The organism is Campylobacter sp. MG1 (assembly GCF_026616895.1).
GTDB lineage: Bacteria > Campylobacterota > Campylobacteria > Campylobacterales > Campylobacteraceae > Campylobacter_E.
Genome location: NZ_JANYME010000001.1, coordinates 172,389 through 191,961 on the forward strand (window position 1 = coordinate 172,389; position 19,573 = coordinate 191,961).

A 19,573-nucleotide genomic window follows, 5' to 3' on the forward strand; every position below is an offset into this window, starting at 1 on the left:
TTAAACTTTTCTTCTATTAACTGTAATTGCGATTTTTGTAAAATCACCCCTTATATTATCATCATCTATTAGATTTGTAATGACTGCTTTATATGTTTTATTTTCAGGTATAAAATAAATTCTAGAATGTCTTTGTACCATTTCAACCTTTTCACCTTTAATACTCATAGTTGAACTACCTATTACGTATGTATCATCATTTGGCTTAGCGACTTTATCAAATACTAATATCTCATTACCATCTTTAGTAAGCTCATATATTTTAATATCAAGTGCAAGTGGATAATAAGGGTCTCGTATATTATCTTCTATTTTTTTATCATATAAATGAACTGAATAAAAATCCTTACCTATTTTACCATAGCAAAAATACATAGGATAAAAAGCATAAAACCCTAAATGCTCTCCTATATCTTTTCTTTGTGGCTTAAAGATTATTTCAATTTTAGATCCTTTTTTGCTTAAATCAAATAAAGTATATATGGGAGTTTTTGGTATTTTATCTTTATGAAACATATCAAATAATCCAGCATTTAATAACGAAACTAGTATAAATGATAATCCAAGTTTCTTAAACATTTATTCTCCTTTATTTTTTCATATCATATCATTTAGTGAAATAAAAATATCAAAAAACTTTATTAAATTTAATTATTGTGTTACTTTTTGTAATATTTTTATAATAATTTAAATAATATTAAAATTCTAATTTATTTTTAAAAATTTAAATAATAATTACCCTAAATTAATTTAGAGTAATTTACTTAATTCCAAGCACTCATATAGATTTGATTTAATCTATCATCGTTTATATTATTAATATTATGAATATCTATGCCATTTAAACTTTTCTTCTATTAACTGTAATTGCGATTTTTGTAAAATCACCCCTTATATTATCATCATCTATTAGATTTGTAATGACTGCTTTATATGTTTTATTCTCAGGTACAAAATAAATTCTAGAATGTCTTTGTACCATTCTGACTTCTTCACCTTTAATATTCATAATTGAACTACCTATTACGTATGTATCATCATTTGGTGTAGCGACTTTATCAAATACTAATATCTCATTACCATCTTTAGTAAGCTCATATATTTTAATATCAAGTGCAAGTGGATAATAAGGATTATCTCGTATATTATCTACTATTTTTTTGTCATATAAATTAACTATACGATAATCCTTACTGCCTATTTTACCATAGCAAAAATACGTAGGATAAAAAACATAAAACCCTAAATGTTTTCCTATATCTTTTTTTTGTGGCTTAAAGATTATTTCAATTTTAGATCCTTTTTTGCTTAAATCAAATAAAGTATATATAGGAGTTTTTGGTATTTTATCTTTATGAAACATATCAAATAATCCAGCATTTAAAAACGAAACTAACATAAATGATAATCCAAGTTTTTTAAACATTTAAACTCCATTGTTTTTTTCATTATAATAGCATTTAGTGAAATAAAAATATCAAAAAATTTTATTAATTCTTATTATTGTGTTACTTTTTGTAATATTTTTAAATTTAAAGCAAATAACAAAAAATAACAATTAAAAATAAAAAAAATAAGTAAAAAATAATTTTGCTACGATAAACGTAGCAAAAATTTAACCTTTATTTGTAGCTAATTTTCTACGCAAAAAGGCAATTTTAGTTTGTAGTGGTAATTGTTTAGGACAGTTATCCTCACAAGCTAACAAGCTCATACAACCAAATATTCCATCATCATCGCCAACTAATTCATAAAAATCATCTAAAGTTCTTTTATCGTGTGGGTCTTGCTCGTATCTTGCAGCTCTCATCATTCCAGCTGCACCTATAAAATTCGGCCTCATAACCTTAGTAGCACATGACGCTATACAAATACCACATTCGATACAGCGGTCAAGCTCGAATGTCTCTTCAGCGACTGCCGGTTCAACTCTTTCTTCAATCTTAGAAATATCAACTTCTTTATCAGTATGTATCCAACTCTCAACTCTTTTGCACATACCTTCCATCCACTCACCTGTATTAACACTTAAATCTTTAATATGTTTAAATGCAGGTAATGGCATAAGTTCTATCACACCATCTGTAAAATCTTTAGTAAGAGTTTTGCATGCAAGCCTTGGCTTACCATTTATAACCATAGCACATGAGCCACAAATTCCAGCGCGACAAACAAAATCAAAACTAAGACCAGCATCATAATTTTCTCTAATATAATTTAATACTATAAAAATTGTCATACCTGGAGCTTCTTCTAATTCATAGGTAGCAAAATGTGGTTTGCTAATTTTACTATATGGATTATATTTAAATACTTTAATAGTTAGTTTTCTACTCATTGGTTAGCTCCTATTCTTTCATTAGCTGCTTTAAATCTCGGTTGTAATTCATAAGGCATTAATGCTTCTTGAATTTCAACTCTATTTTTACCTTCTGCTTCCATCTTTTCTCTTATACTATCAACTTCTGCTTGTCTTTTTTCACTTAATGGGTTTTCTATGATATTTCCTTTAGCACCATATCCACGAAACGCTGGTGGCATTTCCATTTTCATAATATCAAGGTCTTCATATTCAACTCTAGGTAAAGTTGCACCATCATCCCAGTAAGTCATAGTTCTTTTCATCCAATTTGCATCATCTCTTTTTGGATAATCTTCTCTATAATGTGCTCCACGACTTTCAGTCCTCATTAAAGCACCCCTTGCAATACATAACGCAACTTTTAGCATTCTAGGAACCCTATAAGCATCTTCTAATTCTGGATTAGAGCAATTAATTTCTTTATTTTCAATAGTTATATTTTTACTTTCTTTATACAATTCTTCTAATCTATCCACTGCTTTTTGTAAATTTTCTCCAGTTCTAAAAATAGAAACATGCTCCCACATAATATCTTTCATTTCATTTTTAATTTTATACACATTACAGTTGCCCTTACGATTTACTATTTCATTTATATAATCTCTTTCTTGATTATAAAATTTTTCTACAACTTCCATATCAACTTCATTTGTATAATCTTTACAATAATTAGAAAAATAATCACCTACAACCATACCGGCAACAACTGTTTCAGCACAACTATTTCCACCAAGTCTGTTAAAACCATGCAAATCCCAGCATGCCGCTTCACCAGCAACAAATAAACCTTTCATTTTAGGAGTTTCTCCATTTGGTTTAGTTCTAATTCCACCCATTGAATAATGTTGCATAGGAATAACTGGTGCCCAACCTTTAGGACCTTCATCAGCTGGGTCAATTCCATTAAATGTCATACAAATATCACGAACATCTCTTAAATTCTTTTCTACATGAGCACGACCTAAGATAGATATATCAAGCCACAAATGGTCTCCATACATACTTTTAACACCTTTACCTTTTCTAATGTGTTCCATCATACGACGACTTACAACATCACGGCTAGCAAGTTCTTTTTTCTCTGGTTCATAATCAGGCATAAAACGATATCCATCAACATCTCTTAGAACACCACCATCACCACGACAACCTTCAGTTAAAAGTATTCCACTTGGAACGATTGGAGTTGGGTGAAATTGAACCGCTTCCATATTTGATAAAGAACATAAACCTGTTTCAAGCGCCATAGCTGCACCAGTACCTTCGCAAATTACTGCATTTGTGGTTTGCTTATAAACTCTACCATATCCACCTGTTGCCAACATAGTGCCTTTTGCTACAAAAGCTGTTAAACTCCCATCAATTAGGCTTCTTGCAATTACTCCTAAACAAATTCCATCTTTATGAATAATTCTTAAAGCTTCCATTCTATCTATGATTTTTACATTATGTTTTATAGCTTCATTTGCAACACCGAAAATCATACAATGTCCTGTAGCATCAGCAATATAACAAGTTCTCCATTTTTTAGTCCCACCAAAATCTCTTGCATTTATAAGTCCGTGAGATTCTTCTTTTTCTTCTATTGTAACCCTTTGAGCGTTTATTACAACATTTCTAGGGCCTTTAGCAATTCTAGTCCAAGGTACACCCCAACTAGCTAATTCACGAACAGCTTTTGGAACAGTTTGAACAAACATACGAGCAACTTCTTGATCACATCCCCAGTCACTTCCTTTTACAGTATCGGCAAAATGCAAATCCTCATTATCACCCTCACCTTTAATCGAATTTCCTAAGCTAGCTTGCATACCACCTTGAACAGCCGCTGAATGTGAACGTTTGACTGGACAAATACTAAGTAAAGTAACCTTTTGACCACTTTTTGCAACTTCTACAGCACTTCTAAGTCCTGCTAAACCACCACCTATTATTAATGCATCTGTAAATTCTACTCTCATATCAAACCTTTCAAATTAAAAAAAGTGGTGTATAATATTAATACAGCCTAAAGTTAAGAAAAATACTATTAAAACCCACATTGCAGTCTTTAAAGTTTTTCTTCTCTCTCTTGATTGTGCTACATTAACACCATCAAACCAACCCCATTTTACACATAGGCGATATAAACCTATTAGAGCATGAAATTCAACACTAACCAATAATAAAACATAAAAAATCCACATATTATGTTCTACTATACGATTATGAGCACCTTCTACATTCATAGTTTCAGGCATAAAACACATAATACCTAAATGTATAGAACCTAAGAAAAACATAACAAAACCAGTAACTATTTGAACTAACCATAAATTTGTATCTTGATGATTTATCAATTTAGAATGTTCTCTAGCAATTTGCCATTGTCTATAAGATATTGGAAATTTTCTTAATGCAAGCATAGCATGGGTAAAAAATACAATAAAAAGTACAAAAACAATCATAGAATCTATAATAGGATATCCTTTACCAAGCAACCATTCTAGTTCAAAAAAAGACGCTAGGCTATCAAACAATTCTTCGCTAATAAGCGCTGTTGAGACCAATGCCATATGACCCCACATAAATAAAGCCAAAATTAAGCCTGTAGCACTTTGATAATAATCAAGTCTTGCTGGAAGTCTAGACTTAGTACCATCAACACGTTTGCCTAAAAAATTTTCAATCTTAGCAGTTTCAATTTTACTAGACACTTTTACTCCTTTGTAATAAATTTTTATATTAATTTACACTTTTAAAGTTTAAAAATATAAATTTGTTTTATACAAAACAATATAAAATATTTTTATATTACTAAAAGTTACAAAATGCTAAAAATATTTTGATTAATAATTATATATTTTTATAAATATGATAAAAACAATAAATTATTATTTTAAAATAATATAAAACAATAAAAACTTATATAATTTATTATTTATTTTTTACATATTTTTCATCTATATAGCCTAATTCTATTAGCTTATTAAAAATTTTAGCTACTATTGGTCCTGAGGTAGAACCACCATGCATACCATGTTCAACTAAGACAACAACTGCATAAGTAGGATCTTCATATGGTCCATAAGCATTCATCCAAGCATGACTTCTAGTATAATATTCCATATTTTCTTCTCTCATTCTTTTCTTTTCACTTTGTGAAATTTCAACAACTTGTGCAGTCCCTGTTTTAGCTGCTAATATTATTTTAGCTTCTTGTAAGTGTTTATAACCTGTCCCTCTTGAATTATTTGCTACATCATACATAGCGTTACGAATATATTTTAAATATTGTTTTTCACTAGGCGTAAAAATTTCTTTTTTTTCAAATTCTATTTTTTTATTATTAATTTTATTTATAAAATGTGGCTTAATTTCATATCCACTTGCTATTTTCGCTGTATATACTGCTACTTGCATAGGAGTCGCTAAAAAATTACCTTGACCAATACTTGTAATTAAAGTTTCTCCTTGATACCATGGTTGATTATATCTTGCCATTTTCCAATCTTTATTAGGAAGGATTCCGACACTTTCTAATGGTAAATCAATTTCACTTTTTCTACCAAAACCAAGTTTATATAACATAGCACTAATATCAGCAATCCCTACTTTTAAACTTCCTTTGTAAAAATAATCATCACAACTTGCTCTAATAGCGCTATTTAAATCCATTGAACCATGTCCGTAAATATTGTGACATCTAAATTTCCTACCACCAAAATCAAACGAACCAGTGCATGTAAAACTTGTGTTAGTATCTATTTTTCCACTACTTAAAAAAGCTAATCCAACACCCATTTTAACAACCGAACCAGGGGGATATCTGCCATTTATCAATTTATTTGTAAATGGGTGATCTAAATCTTGAATCATCATATTCCATTCATTTTGAGTGATACCAGTTACAAATGGGTTCAAATCATATTCTGGATATGAACCAGCAGCTAAAATTGAGCCGTCTTTTATATTTAATACAATAGCTGAACCACTGATATTTTTGAAAAGTTCATCTAAATATTTTTGAAAATTAATATCTATACTAAGTTGTATATCATTATTCATAATAGGTTTATTAAATTCTAATTCTTCTATTTCCTTATTTATAGAATTTACTCTTGATACTTTTTTGCCTAATACACCTTGTAAAACATTATCATAATATTTTTCTATACCAGTTTTACCTATTCTTTTTGTAATTTGAACAACTTCATTATTTAACATATCTTCTGAATTAGCTCGTCCTACATATCCTATTATATGACTAGCTATTTTGTTAAATGGATATAATCGTTTTACACTTGGTTTAATTGATATATTTTCATCTAAATTTAGCTCAAAATAACACTTAGTAATATTATCATACTCTATAAAATCAATAATTTCTATAAAATCTTGATTATAATATCCATCTTCTCTCTTATATGTTTTATAAATTTTATCTATATTAATATCAGTAAAACAATTTTTAATTTTATCACCTATTAAATTTAATTCATGTTCTTTTAAATGAGGTTTTAAAGATACTGAAAAACCTAATTTATTAACAGCTAAAGGTGTATCGTTTCTATCTAGTATAATACCTCTAATAGGTGCTATCAATTCTATTTTTGTTGAATTTTTTTCTGATAATTCTTGATAATATTCATTACTATAAATACTAAGCCAATATACTCTACTTATCAATAAGACAAAAAATAATACTATAAATGTAATAACTATTTTTAATCTCACATTAAACCTTTAAAAATCACTATAGATAACAATGTTTCTATACATATATAATAAATTAATATATAATCAAATTTAATACTTTCAAAATTAATTATGTAAGAAAAAAATAAATTTATTAATAAAACAAAAATATAAGTTAATGCTATAAAAATAAATATTAAAATTTCTACATTTTTAAGCTTATAAATTAATTTATCATATAAATAATAGAAAAATATCAAAAAATATAGAATAACCGTAAATAAAAAAAATCCATGAGTTATTTCTATTAAGCATAAATAAAATATTATAAGCAAAGTATTTTTGTCAAAACCATACTTTTTATAATTAATAACTAAAAATATAAAGAAAAAACCTAATAATGGCGGTAATAAAGAATACAATGAACTAGCTAACTGATATATATATAAATTAAAGATTAAAAAAATTAATCTTACACTACTATTTTGCATAATCATGTAATTTTTCTAATAATTGTTCTATACCTTTTTTATTTACATTAGATACAAAAATACCTGATTTAAATTTAGCTTTTAACTTTACTAATTCACTCTGGTTTAACTTGTCAATCTTAGTAAAAATTCTAATATATTCTTGCTCATCAGTTATAAATTGATTTAAATAATTATATAAATTTTCATCAATTTCTAAATTCGTATGTCTTGAATCAATCAAATGTATAAAACACTTAATTTGTTTTCTTTTTTGTAAAAATTCACTTAAATTCTTATTCCAATCATATTTTTTAGCCTTAGAAACCTTAGCATATCCAAAACCTGGCAAATCCACAAAAATCAATTTATTTTTATCAGCAAATGTAACTTCAAAAAAATTAATTAATTGAGTTTTTCCTGGGGTTGAAGATGATTTTGCTAACCCATTACGATTTGCTAAAGCATTTATTAAAGAGCTTTTACCTACATTTGAACGACCTAAAAAAACAATTTCACAAAATTCATACTCGCAAGTTTGACTATACCTCTCACATGATATTAAAAATTTTGAATCTACTATATTCATTTTGGTAACTCAAATATTATTTTTACTGGTTTATCATCTGTGTTGCTTTTAATTTTATATGTACCATTACTTTGATTTATGATTACATAATCAGCCATCAAATTCTTTTTATCTTCATTAATTACAACTTTTCCACTTAATTCATAAGTATCTTTAGCCACATCATACTTAATTTCATTAGCACTACCTGTAAATTTTTTATTACCCATAATAATCAAAAAATCATTTACTAAATTTGCTACATAGCTTTTTATTTTATTTTTAGAATCCAAATCTATTCTTAAAGTAGAACATTTCAAATAACTTTCACCCTGTTTTACACTAACACCACCACTAAAAACACCACTTTGTTGTGTCTTACTACCTTCAAACAACTTTGCATCAATTTCTATTCTTTCAGCATTTAAAAAAATACTAAATATCATTAATATAATTATTTTTCTATACACAAATTCACCTCTTTTAATGTTAAATCTCCATTAATAGTATTATAAATAAAAGATTTGGCTTTTAAACTATGAAAATTATAAAATACATCGCTTAATGTATTAGAACTTAAAATTTTATCTTTAATTGAATAATTGAGAATTTTTGTTTTCAAAGTAATTTTATCATCTTTGTAATTAACATTATTTTCAAAAACAATATTTTCATTATCTTTTACTACCTTATCAGAACTTATACTTTTTGTTAAATCACTGAGCGTGAATTCAAGTAAATTATCTTGTTCCCCTTGTCTAAAATAATGTTTAGCATATGATTTTTTTAAAAGCTTTTTGTCTATTTCATAACCAACAATATCATCAGCCTCCAAACTTTTAAAATCTATTTTATAATCAACTGAATTAATTTCATATGGTTTTTGTATAACAACAAAAAAAAGCATTGAAACTAATGCCAATAAAACTATGTTAAAACTTTTAATTAACACTTAATCCACTGCTTTAATTGATTATTTTCTTTTACAATAATTTCAAGCATTTCATGCACACAACCATATCCACCTTTTGTATTTAAAATTCTTCCAAAAATTTTTGCCCCATCTTTAGGAATAAAAGGTAGCTTAACAGATTTTAAAAGGTCTAAATCGTTATAATAGTCCCCTATTGCAGCAACTTCATCAAAAGTAATATTTAAATCTTTCAGTAATGTTTTAGCACAACTTAGTTTATCTTTAATACCACAATATACATATTCAATGCCTAAATCTCTTGCCCTATTTAAAACAACTTCAGAACTTCTTCCTGTAATAATTGCAAATTTTATACCCAATTCTTTAGCTTTTAAAATAGCAGCTCCATCTTTTACATTAAATTCTTTAATCAAATCAGCATTAGGAGAATAAATAATTTTACCATCACTTAAACATCCATCAATATCTAAAATAACCAACTTAATCATAATTATTCCCTAAATATAAATGAACCTAAAAAATTTGATAATTGAGTAAAATCTCTAGCTTCTGCTTCACTTCTAAAGCCTTTTAAAAATACTCTATAAAATCCATCACTGGAATTTAAAACCTTACTGGTATATCCATTGTAACTTTCATATTTCTTAGCTAAATTATAAGCATTTTCCATACTTTTAAAAGCACCTATTTGTATCATAAAATTTCCACCAATATTAGCTGATTTAGTATACATACCTTGAGTACTATCATTAAAACCTAAAACACTTATCTTAACTTTAGCCGTACCCTTTTTTGTCATATCAATAGCATATGCAGCACGGTTTGACAAATCAATAATTCTTCCAGGTACAAATGGACCTCTATCATTAATTCTTACTACTATACTTTTGCCATTTTCAAGATTATCAACCTTTACTATGGTATTCATAGGTAAAGTTTTATGAGCAGCAGTTAAAGCATTAGTATCAAAAACTTCCCCATTTGATGTTTTCTTACCATGAAAACCTGGTCCATACCAACTAGCTATCCCTGTTTCACTATCTCCCACATTAACCGCACTTGGATAATAAGTTTTTCCATTTATAACATACGGTCTCATAGTAGCTGGGGTGCTAGATTTAGGAGTACCATAATTTGGAACAACATTATAAGAATTACTACTACAAGCAATAAAAATAAAAACAAATACTAAAAAAAATAAAACTTTTTTCAATTCTTAGCTTCCTTATTATCATCTACTACTAAAATAGGTATCAATAAAGTTTGATTTATACCCAATCTATCATCTTTTAAATTATTATAAGATTTTAGAATTTTAGTGCTTATGCCATTATTTTTTGCTATTACATACAATGTATCACCTTTTTTTACTCTATAACTTTTAACATTTTTTATGTCATTTTTAGCATACATTTTAGGATTAGAATTATCCTTATATAAAGCAATTTTGTCAATAGGTAAATATACATGATAAGAATATGGTGGAGTTACATTACCTTTAAAAAATGGATTTAATTCTTTAAATTCATCTAAACTCATTCCAGCTCTACTAGCTACTGAAGCTAGACTAGAGTTAGCCTTAACATCAACTTTGCTAATATTAAGTGCCATAATTTGATTTAATAAATACACATCACCATACTTAGCTATATCATTTTCAACAACCAAACTAGTGCTTAAAATCTTTTTAAAAAATCTTCTCGTTTCACCAGGTAAATATTTTTTTTCTTCATCTAATAAAACAGCTAAATCATCACTACCAGCATTGCTTATAGCTTTTTTAACACAACCACTACCACAATTATATGCAAAAATTGCTAAATACCATTTGCCAAAATCATCTTTTAAATTTTTTATATATTTCGCAGCAGCTATACTAGAAGCTACAACATCCTTACGCTCATCAACATACTTATCAATTTTAAGTCCGAAATTTTTTGCAGTAGGAACCATAAATTGCCAAACACCAACAGCTTTTGCACCTGATTTAACATCTATTTTAAAATTACTTTCAATCATTGCTAAATACAAAAACACATCAGGAATACCTTCTTTTTTTAAAATAGCTTTAACAACCTGTACTCTAGTGTTAGCTTCATTTAAAATTTTTGTAAAATAAGCTGTTTCTCTATCACTCATTTCATTAAATATGCCCATGAATGACTCATCTTTTAAATATTTAACATCAACATCAATGCTATTTAAAATCTTCTCTTGCTGGTAATACTTGTCATTTGTAAAATTAGCAAGTAATAAAATATTTATAAAACATAATAATAAAATTTTTTTCAAATTAATCCTTTAAATAATTTTTTTGCGTTGTTTGTTGTTATATATTCTACCTCCTCTATAGTTTTATTTAAAATTTCTGCCATCTTAATAGCTACCAATCTACAATACTTTGGCTCGTTCAAAGTTCCTCTATATGGGTGCGGGGTAAGATATGGTGCATCTGTTTCAATAAGTAATCTATCTTGTCTTATCTGTGGCAAAATATCAACCAAATTCTTAGCATTTTTAAATGTTAAAACCCCACCTATTCCATAATAAAAATTATCACTTAATTCTAATAATATAGGACTAGCATTAAAGCAATGTAAAACCCCATAAATTCCTTTATATTCTTTTAAAATTTCTAAAGATTTACTACTAGCATCTCTAATATGAATTATTAAAGGTAAAGAATATTCTATTGATAATTCTATTTGTTGCCTAAATATTTTTTCTTGTAATAATTTTTCACCATCGCTAGGTTTTTGAAAATAATCAAGACCACACTCGCCTATAGCTACGCACTTTTTATGAGTTATAAATGTTTTCATATAATCTACATCAAAATAATCCAAATCATAAGGATGTACTCCAACAGCAAAGTAAATATTAGAATACTTTTCTGAAATATCACAAGCTTTCTGTAAACTTTTTAAATCAGCACCTGGAATTATATGAAAATCAACCCCATCATTACTAGCATTTAATAAGACATTATCTAAAATATCATCATATCTACTATCATCTAAATGAGTGTGAGTATCTATTATCAATCTATTTCTCCACCATTATAAATTTCAACCCTATCCCTACCATTCTCTTTAGCCTCATATAATGCTTCATCAGCTCTTTTTATCATATCTTCAATCGGGATATTTTTATTTCCCAAAGCTAATCCTAGCGATGCTGTAAAATTTATATGTTTATCACAATATAAAGCAGGAGTATTTTTCAACATACTTCTAATTTTAACAGCCATTTTAATAGCATTTTCTTTTGTTATATTTTTAACCAAAACACAAAATTCCTCGCCACCAAATCTTGCTACAGTATCACCGCCCTTTACATTTTCTAATAAAGTATGGGCGCATCTTATTATAACACTATCACCTGCTGCATGCCCTAATGTATCATTAATACTCTTAAATTTATCTATGTCAGCCATTAATACTGCAAAAGTTGTTTTTTCATCAATTTGTGAATAATAAGCACTTGCTATTTCGAAAAAACTCTTTCTGTTATTTAGTTTAGTTAAAAAATCTTTTTCCGCACTTTCTTTTAACTGCTCTAAATAATAAATTAAATCAATACTACTATTGACCCTACAAATTAAATTTTCTCTTGAAAATGGCTTCTGAATAAAATCATTTGCTCCTGATTTTAGCATTCTAACACCAACATCATCACTACCATGTGCTGTTAAAACTATTATTCCTAATTGATTTTTGTTATATTTACACCTAACTTCTCTTATAAGCTCTTCGCCTGATATAACAGGCATTTCCTTATCACTCAAAATTAATTTTACATCTGGGTGTTGTTCTAAATATCCTAAAGCTTCAGCTCCATGGGCTGCTGGGAAAACTTGAAATTTATATGACTTTAAAATATTTTTAATAACATTCCTCATCAATGAAGAATCCTCAGCTACTATTATCTTTGTATTTTCATTTCTTTGTAAACGTTCAATAATGTCTATTATATAATCAACACATTCATTTCCATCTTTTAACACATAATCAACTATATCTTTATCCATAAAACTTTTTCTAGTAGCATCATCATCAAGTCCTGTTAAAATAATGCTTGGAATCTTCTTAGATAGTGCATAATCAACGACTTGACCATGCATAGCATCAGGCAAACATAAATCAAGTAATGCTGCAAAATATTGATTATTATCTAAAAATTCCTTAGCTTCAGCAAAATCATAAGCTATATCAAAATCACATTTTAACACACTACTTACTTTTTTAGTTATCATTCTAGCTAGCATTTTATTATCATCTACTAATAATAATTTCATTTATTCCCTTCTAGTAAAGTTTTAGCAAAATCTAATGCTGATTGACTAATGTTTTCATCGCTAATCATTCTTGCAATTTCTTTTACTTTATCACTCTCTTTTAATTCTTTCACAAAACTAATATTATCTTCTTTCACTACTAAAAAATGCTGATTTGCTCTAGCACAAATCCAAGGCATATGAGTAATGACAAATATTTGATAATAGTTACTTAATTTACTTATAACATTCGCTATACTTACAGCCTCTTTACCGCTTAAATTAGCATCTATCTCATCTAAAAATATATACCCATTAGTTACATCAATAAAATCGGCAAAACTTGCTAAAAATGCAAGTCTTAGTCTATTTAATTCACCAGAACTGATATCTTTAAAACTAGCTTTATTAAGGCTAATATCAAAATAATCAATACCATTTATTGATAATGGTGCTTCTTTTAAACTAATAAAGATGTTATCTAAGTATAACAAATTTAGATAACCATTAATTTTTTCTTCTAATTTTTTTATGTAAATTTTTCTTGTATTACTAATTTTTATAGCATATTCTCTCAATTTATTATCTATTTCTAATTGTTTATTTTCTAAATTTAATTTTTCAAAATCAATATTTTCATATAATTTTAATTCTTTCTCTTTATTATTTAAAGCAATAATACAGTCTTCTATGCTACCATATTTTTTAACTAAGTGATTTAATTTTTCTAATCTATTTAAAATTTCTTCTATATTAGTTTCGTTATGAAAATTATTAAGTTCATTTACAATATCATTTAATTCACTCATAGCACTGACAAAAAAATCGCTATTAATATTTGATAACCTTAAAAGTTCTAATACACTATTTTCATACGAAAATATACCTTCTACCTTAGTTAAAATATTTTCTATTTTATCTCTTTTAGAAAGCTTTGTTTTAAGTTCTATTAATTCCTCATACTCACCTATTTTTGGGTTTATATCCTTAATTTTTTTTATTTCATATGATAAAAATTCCTTTAAATCATTTATTTTTTTCTCATCATCACACAATTTTTGATATTCAATTTTAATTTTATTAAATTCTTTATAATCATTCCTAAAATTAATTAAAATATCTTTGAAATTATCATCATTTTTAATGATTATTTCATCTAACATATTAAGCAAATAATTAGGTTCAAAATCATCATAATTTTTCGCTGAAAGATATCTTATATTTGATAAATTTAATTCATTTAATAATTTTCTTGATACAGCTTGATTATTTATAAAATATCTAGTAACCTTGTCTTTTTTTACTCTAAAAACATTCGGATCAGCATTTTCTATACTTTCATCAAATATTTTATCGCTAATACTAACTTCTAATAAACTAGCAGTACTTTCAAAGATACCAAATGCTGCTAATATGCTCTTAAAAATTACTGATTTTCCAGCTCCACTACTACCACTAAATACAATTAAACCATTTTTAAAATCTAAATTTACTTCATTAAAAGTTATATTATTTTTAAAATAAAGCCTTTCAATCATCTAATTCTCCCCAGTTTAATTTCTCATTTAACACACTAAAATATGAGCTATCTTTTTTTCTTACTATATTTGCTCTTACATTAGATAAACCTATCTTGACACTTTTAAATTCATCAGGCATAAAAACTTCTTGTCCATCTATACTAAGAGAACAATTTTTAGCAAAAACATCTATAAAAAAACTTTTAGGAAGTACTATCGGTCTTTGAGTTAGTGAATGAGAGCATATAGGAGTTAGCATAAATACACGACTAAGTGGATATACAATAGAACCACCAGCGCTCATATTATAAGCTGTTGAACCAGCTGGAGTTGAGACAATAAGTCCATCGGCATTATAAGTATTAAAAATCTTACCTTTGTAACTTGTTTTAATATCAGCTAACATAAGATGATTTATTCTATTAAAGACAGCATCATTAAAAGCATATTTTTGTAAAATTTGACCATCTTTTAATTTTATTTGAATGCTTAATAAAAAAGGCTTTTCAATTTTATAATTCGTTAAACTATATTCATCAAATTCTTTTTTAAATTCATTAGCCCTAATTTCTGTTAAAAAACCTAAATTTCCAGCATGAACACCTAAAACTGGAATATCAGTTTTAGCTAAATACCTACAAGCTGAAATTAAATTTCCATCACCACCTAACGATATCAATAAGTCTACATTTTTAGTATCAAAAACAATATTTTCTCTAGTATTAACATATGTTTTATATTCTATATTATGTTTTTCTAATGTCTTTTCTATTATTCTTAATTCTTTACTTTCTTCTAAACCCAATTTACAAAATATTATAATTTTTTTAATTTCTATTTTTTTCATAATCTTTTCTCATATTTTTATTATAAATTTACAATTTTTGAGTAAAAATCAATTAATTTAATAAAAATTCATGTTAAGGAAAGAAATTGAGAACACATTATAGCACTGAGCTTAGCATTAAAAACATTGATGAAGAAGTAGTTGTAGCTGGATTTGTAAATAGCTACCGCGACCATGGTGGAGTTGTATTTTTAGATTTAAGAGATAAAGAAGGTATTATTCAATTAGTATGTGACCCTGAAATAAACAAAAATGCTCACGAAATAGCAAGTAGCTTAAGAGATGAGTATGTAATAAGTGCTAAAGGTAAGATTAGAGCTAGAGGCGAAGGTTTAGTAAATCCAAGACTAAAAACTGGAGAAATTGAAATAGTATGTAGCGAAATTGAACTAATTAATAGTGCAAAAGCGCTACCTTTTGACATAAATGATTTAAATGTTAATGAAGAATTAAGACTAAAATATAGATTTTTAAGTCTTAGAAATCCTAAATTATTAGATAATTTTAAAAAGCGTTCAATCATTACAACAGCAGCTAGAAATGCTTTAACAAAATTAGGATTTATGGAAGTTGAAACTCCGATTTTAACAAAAGCTACACCTGAAGGTGCAAGAGATTATTTAGTTCCATCTCGTGTGCATGAAGGCGAATTTTATGCGTTACCACAAAGCCCACAATTATTCAAACAACTTTTAATGGTTGCTGGGTTTGATAAATACTTTCAAATTGCAAAATGCTTTAGAGATGAAGATTTAAGAGCTGATAGACAACCTGAATTTACTCAAATAGATGTTGAGATGAGTTTTTGCGACCAAGAAATGGTTATGCAAAATGCTGAAACTTTCTTAAGAGAAACATTTGCAAGTGTTGGCATTACAATGCCTCTTAAAGTAAAAAGAATGACCTATAATGAAGCAATGGAACTTTATGGAAGTGATAAGCCTGATTTAAGATTTGATATGCCAATGATTGATGTTGCACACATTTTTGCAAAGTCAAATAACGCTATTTTTAGCGAACCTGCAAAAGATACTAAGAAAAATCGTGTAAAAGCAATTGTTGTTAAAAATGGAGATAATATTTTTTCAAAACGCCAAATGCAAGGATTTGAAGAATATGTTAGAAAATTTGGTGCTAAAGGTCTAGCGTTTATTCAAATGAAAGAAGATGGACCAAAAGGACCATTAACTAAATTTTTTGATGATGAAGGTGCTGAACTTATAAATTTCTTAAAAGAAAAAGCTGATTTTAGTGTAGGAGATGTAGTATTCTTCGGCGTTGGTGCTAAAAAAACCGTTTTAGATTATATGGGAAGATTTAGATTATTCTTAGCGAATGAATTAAAGATTATTGATGAAAATAAATTTGAGTTTTTATGGGTTGTTGATTTTCCTATGTTTGAGCAAAATGATGATGGAAGCTACTCAGCAATGCACCACCCATTCACAATGCCAAAAAATATTGATGCACCAATTGATGAAATAAGCTCTATTGCTTATGATATAGTATTAAACGGAGTTGAGCTTGGTGGTGGAAGTATAAGGATTCATAGAAGCGATATTCAACAAAAAGTATTTAAATTACTTGAAATTAGCGAAGATGAACAAAAAGAAAAATTTGGCTTTTTACTAGATGCATTAAGCTACGGAGCACCTAGTCATGGTGGATTTGCAATAGGGCTTGATAGATTATTAATGCTAGTTACAAAATCTAGCTCAATTAGAGATGTAATAGCATTCCCTAAAACTCAAAGAGCTCAATGCCTAATGACTGACGCACCAAGTAAAGTTGCTTATGCTCAGCTAAATGAATTACACATTGCACTAAAAGAAAGTAAAAAATAATTTTTACCCCTAAAAAAAGGGGTTTTTATCCTATGTTAATTAGATATTTTAAACAATATAAACTTCGTAAAAATGTTAAAAACTTTTTAAATCTTTCTTGGCGTGATGCAAGTTGCAATGGTGTTTATTATGGCTGGGGAAGAAAGGAAAGTGGCAAAATAGCCAAGAAATTAGCTAAAAAAAATAATGCTAAATTTTGCTTACTTGAAGATGGACTTATTCGCTCTTTAGGGCTTGGCATTAATGATAAAAATAGCTTTTCACTAGTATTTGATGATATTGGGATTTATTACGATGCAACCACTCCAAGTAGATTAGAAAATATTTTAAATACTTACGAGTTTAGCGAAGATGAATTACAAAAAGCAAGAAAAGCTATCAAATATCTAGTAGATAATAATATAAGCAAATATAATAATGCTTACAAGGAATTTGAGTTAGAGAATAAAGATAATGTTTTAGTGATTTTACAGAGTGCAAATGATCTATCACTTAAATATGGTTTGGCTAATAGTATTAATTCACTTGATATGATTAAAGACGCAATCAAGGAAAACCCTAATTCTAAAATTTATGTAAAAATTCATCCAGATACACTAAATAGCAAAAAACAAAGTGATATAAACATAAATGAAATTCCACAAGAATGTGAGATTATAAGCGATAGTTATAATCCAATAATTTTACTTAAAAACTTTAAAAAAGTTTATACAAAAACTTCAACAATGGGGTTTGAAGCTTTACTTTGCGGGTGTGAATGTGTGTGCTATGGAATGCCTTTTTATGCAGGATGGGGAATTACAAAAGATAAACAAAAATGTGAGCGTAGAATAAAAATAAGAAATATTGAAGAAATATTTTATGCAATGTATTTCTTATATACAAAATATTACAACCCATATTCTGAAGATATTTCAGATATTTTTGATACTATGAAAACCATAGTGCAATTTAGAGAAATTTATAAGGCTAATTCAGGGAGATTATTTTTATTTGGGTTTTTATGGTATAAGAGATTTTATATTAAGCATTATTTTAAATCGGACAATAATCAAATTATTTATATTTCATCGCTTAAAAAACTAAAAAAATACAATTTAAACGAAAAAGATAAAGCATTCATTTGGGGTAAAACCTATGAAAAATCAGAACTTTTAAAATACTTTAAAAATGTTAGTATTGTTGAAGATGGATTTATTCGCTCAATTGGGCTAGGTTCTAATTACGCCACACCCTACTCGCTTGTAGTTGATGATATAGGGATTTATTTTGACCCAAATACCCCAAGTAGATTAGAATATATCCTAAAAAATACCAATTTTAGCGATGAGTTAATACAAGAAGCAAAAGAGATTAGAAAACTAATCTTGGATAATTCATTTTCTAAATATAATTGTTTAAAGCATAAAGAACTACCAAAAAGGGAGCAAAAAACAATACTAATTCCAGCACAAGTAGAAGATGATGCATCTATCAAATGTGGTGGTTTAGGATATGACACTTTAAAACTCATAAAGCAAGTTAGAGCTGAAAATCTAAAAGCTTATATAATCTACAAAGTTCACCCAGATGTAGTAGCCGGTAATCGCAAAGGACTTAAGGATGAGAAAATTATTCTTAAATACTGTGATGAAATTATAACTAATATTAGCATTGATAGTTGTATAAAAGCCTGTGATGAGGTTCATACTATCACATCAACAGCAGGCTATGATGCACTCATCCGAGATAAGGTAGTAGTAACATACGGAGCTCCATTTTATGCCGGCTGGGGTCTAACCATTGATAAAAACATAACTCCAGAAATCCTATCTCACCGCGGAAGACAACTAAATACTAACGAACTAATAGCCGGAGTTATGGTTTTATATCCTAGGTATTTAAACATAAACCATAACATACTTACTTACTACAAAACAACGATAAAAAAACTTATTTGTAAAAAAGTATTCGCAAAATAGATATATAACAATATTTATTGTAAAATTTCTATTAAACAACCATAATCTACATAAAATAAATATTAAAAAATATAAAAAAACTAATACTTATGATAATATACATTTGATATAATT

18 protein-coding genes are annotated in these 19,573 nt (G+C 27.4%); 2 read left to right on the forward strand and 16 right to left on the reverse strand.

Translation table 11 applies throughout. The features are described 5' to 3' along the window. From NY022_RS00760 to NY022_RS00835, 16 genes are all read right to left on the reverse strand, one after another. On the reverse strand, positions 1-579 hold the full coding sequence (locus NY022_RS00760) for a hypothetical protein (RefSeq protein ID WP_267523118.1): 579 nt from the start codon (positions 577-579) through the stop codon (positions 1-3). Positions 580-841: 262 nt separating this feature from the next. Continuing rightward, entirely contained in the window at positions 842-1,426 is a 585-nt protein-coding gene (locus NY022_RS00765; protein ID WP_267523119.1) for a hypothetical protein, read from the reverse strand. A gap of 189 nt (positions 1,427-1,615) precedes the next feature. Further along, complete coding sequence (locus NY022_RS00770; RefSeq protein WP_267523120.1) at positions 1,616-2,338, reverse strand: fumarate reductase iron-sulfur subunit; 723 nt, start codon at positions 2,336-2,338, stop codon at positions 1,616-1,618. Beyond that, positions 2,335-4,323: a fumarate reductase flavoprotein subunit gene (locus tag NY022_RS00775; RefSeq protein WP_267523121.1), complete on the reverse strand. Its 1,989-nt coding sequence runs from the start codon at positions 4,321-4,323 to the stop codon at positions 2,335-2,337. Before NY022_RS00775 ends, NY022_RS00770 begins: the two co-directional genes overlap by 4 nt. A gap of 15 nt (positions 4,324-4,338) precedes the next feature. Beyond that, on the reverse strand, positions 4,339-5,058 hold the full coding sequence (locus NY022_RS00780) for a fumarate reductase cytochrome b subunit (RefSeq protein WP_267523122.1): 720 nt from the start codon (positions 5,056-5,058) through the stop codon (positions 4,339-4,341). A 220-nt stretch (positions 5,059-5,278) separates the two neighbouring features. Next, positions 5,279-7,078, reverse strand: a complete 1,800-nt coding sequence (gene mrdA / locus NY022_RS00785; RefSeq protein WP_267523123.1) for a penicillin-binding protein 2 — start codon at positions 7,076-7,078, stop codon at positions 5,279-5,281. Positions 7,079-7,519: 441 nt separating this feature from the next. Further along, positions 7,520-8,098, reverse strand: a complete 579-nt coding sequence (yihA, locus tag NY022_RS00790; protein WP_267523124.1) for a ribosome biogenesis GTP-binding protein YihA/YsxC — start codon at positions 8,096-8,098, stop codon at positions 7,520-7,522. Next, positions 8,095-8,547, reverse strand: a complete 453-nt coding sequence (locus NY022_RS00795; RefSeq protein ID WP_267523125.1) for an LptA/OstA family protein — start codon at positions 8,545-8,547, stop codon at positions 8,095-8,097. The genes yihA and NY022_RS00795 overlap by 4 nt, the downstream gene beginning before the upstream one ends. Then, the gene (locus NY022_RS00800; RefSeq protein ID WP_267523126.1) at positions 8,532-9,029 is read right to left on the reverse strand and encodes a hypothetical protein; all 498 of its coding nucleotides are present in this window, start codon (positions 9,027-9,029) and stop codon (positions 8,532-8,534) included. Before NY022_RS00800 ends, NY022_RS00795 begins: the two co-directional genes overlap by 16 nt. After that, positions 9,023-9,499 (reverse strand): KdsC family phosphatase, encoded by a 477-nt coding sequence (locus NY022_RS00805; RefSeq protein ID WP_214117989.1) that lies wholly within the window; start codon positions 9,497-9,499, stop codon positions 9,023-9,025. Before NY022_RS00805 ends, NY022_RS00800 begins: the two co-directional genes overlap by 7 nt. A gap of 2 nt (positions 9,500-9,501) precedes the next feature. Further along, on the reverse strand, positions 9,502-10,224 hold the full coding sequence (locus tag NY022_RS00810; RefSeq protein ID WP_324287460.1) for a septal ring lytic transglycosylase RlpA family protein: 723 nt from the start codon (positions 10,222-10,224) through the stop codon (positions 9,502-9,504). Beyond that, complete coding sequence (locus NY022_RS00815) at positions 10,221-11,303, reverse strand: lytic transglycosylase domain-containing protein (RefSeq protein WP_267523127.1); 1,083 nt, start codon at positions 11,301-11,303, stop codon at positions 10,221-10,223. Before NY022_RS00815 ends, NY022_RS00810 begins: the two co-directional genes overlap by 4 nt. Beyond that, on the reverse strand, positions 11,300-12,055 hold the full coding sequence (locus NY022_RS00820; protein ID WP_267523128.1) for a TatD family hydrolase: 756 nt from the start codon (positions 12,053-12,055) through the stop codon (positions 11,300-11,302). The genes NY022_RS00815 and NY022_RS00820 overlap by 4 nt, the downstream gene beginning before the upstream one ends. Beyond that, on the reverse strand, positions 12,052-13,308 hold the full coding sequence (locus tag NY022_RS00825; protein WP_267523129.1) for a diguanylate cyclase: 1,257 nt from the start codon (positions 13,306-13,308) through the stop codon (positions 12,052-12,054). Before NY022_RS00825 ends, NY022_RS00820 begins: the two co-directional genes overlap by 4 nt. Continuing rightward, positions 13,305-14,825 (reverse strand): AAA family ATPase, encoded by a 1,521-nt coding sequence (locus NY022_RS00830; protein WP_267523130.1) that lies wholly within the window; start codon positions 14,823-14,825, stop codon positions 13,305-13,307. Before NY022_RS00830 ends, NY022_RS00825 begins: the two co-directional genes overlap by 4 nt. Further along, positions 14,818-15,654: an NAD(+)/NADH kinase gene (locus NY022_RS00835; RefSeq protein ID WP_267523131.1), complete on the reverse strand. Its 837-nt coding sequence runs from the start codon at positions 15,652-15,654 to the stop codon at positions 14,818-14,820. Before NY022_RS00835 ends, NY022_RS00830 begins: the two co-directional genes overlap by 8 nt. A gap of 86 nt (positions 15,655-15,740) precedes the next feature. Between NY022_RS00835 and aspS the strand changes: the two genes are divergently transcribed. Both aspS and NY022_RS00845 read left to right on the forward strand, forming a co-directional pair. Next, positions 15,741-17,498: an aspartate--tRNA ligase gene (gene aspS / locus NY022_RS00840; RefSeq protein WP_267523132.1), complete on the forward strand. Its 1,758-nt coding sequence runs from the start codon at positions 15,741-15,743 to the stop codon at positions 17,496-17,498. A gap of 32 nt (positions 17,499-17,530) precedes the next feature. Next, positions 17,531-19,459, forward strand: coding sequence for a capsular polysaccharide biosynthesis protein (locus NY022_RS00845; RefSeq protein WP_267523133.1), 1,929 nt, complete (start codon positions 17,531-17,533; stop codon positions 19,457-19,459). The last annotated feature ends 114 nt before the right edge of the window (positions 19,460-19,573 follow it).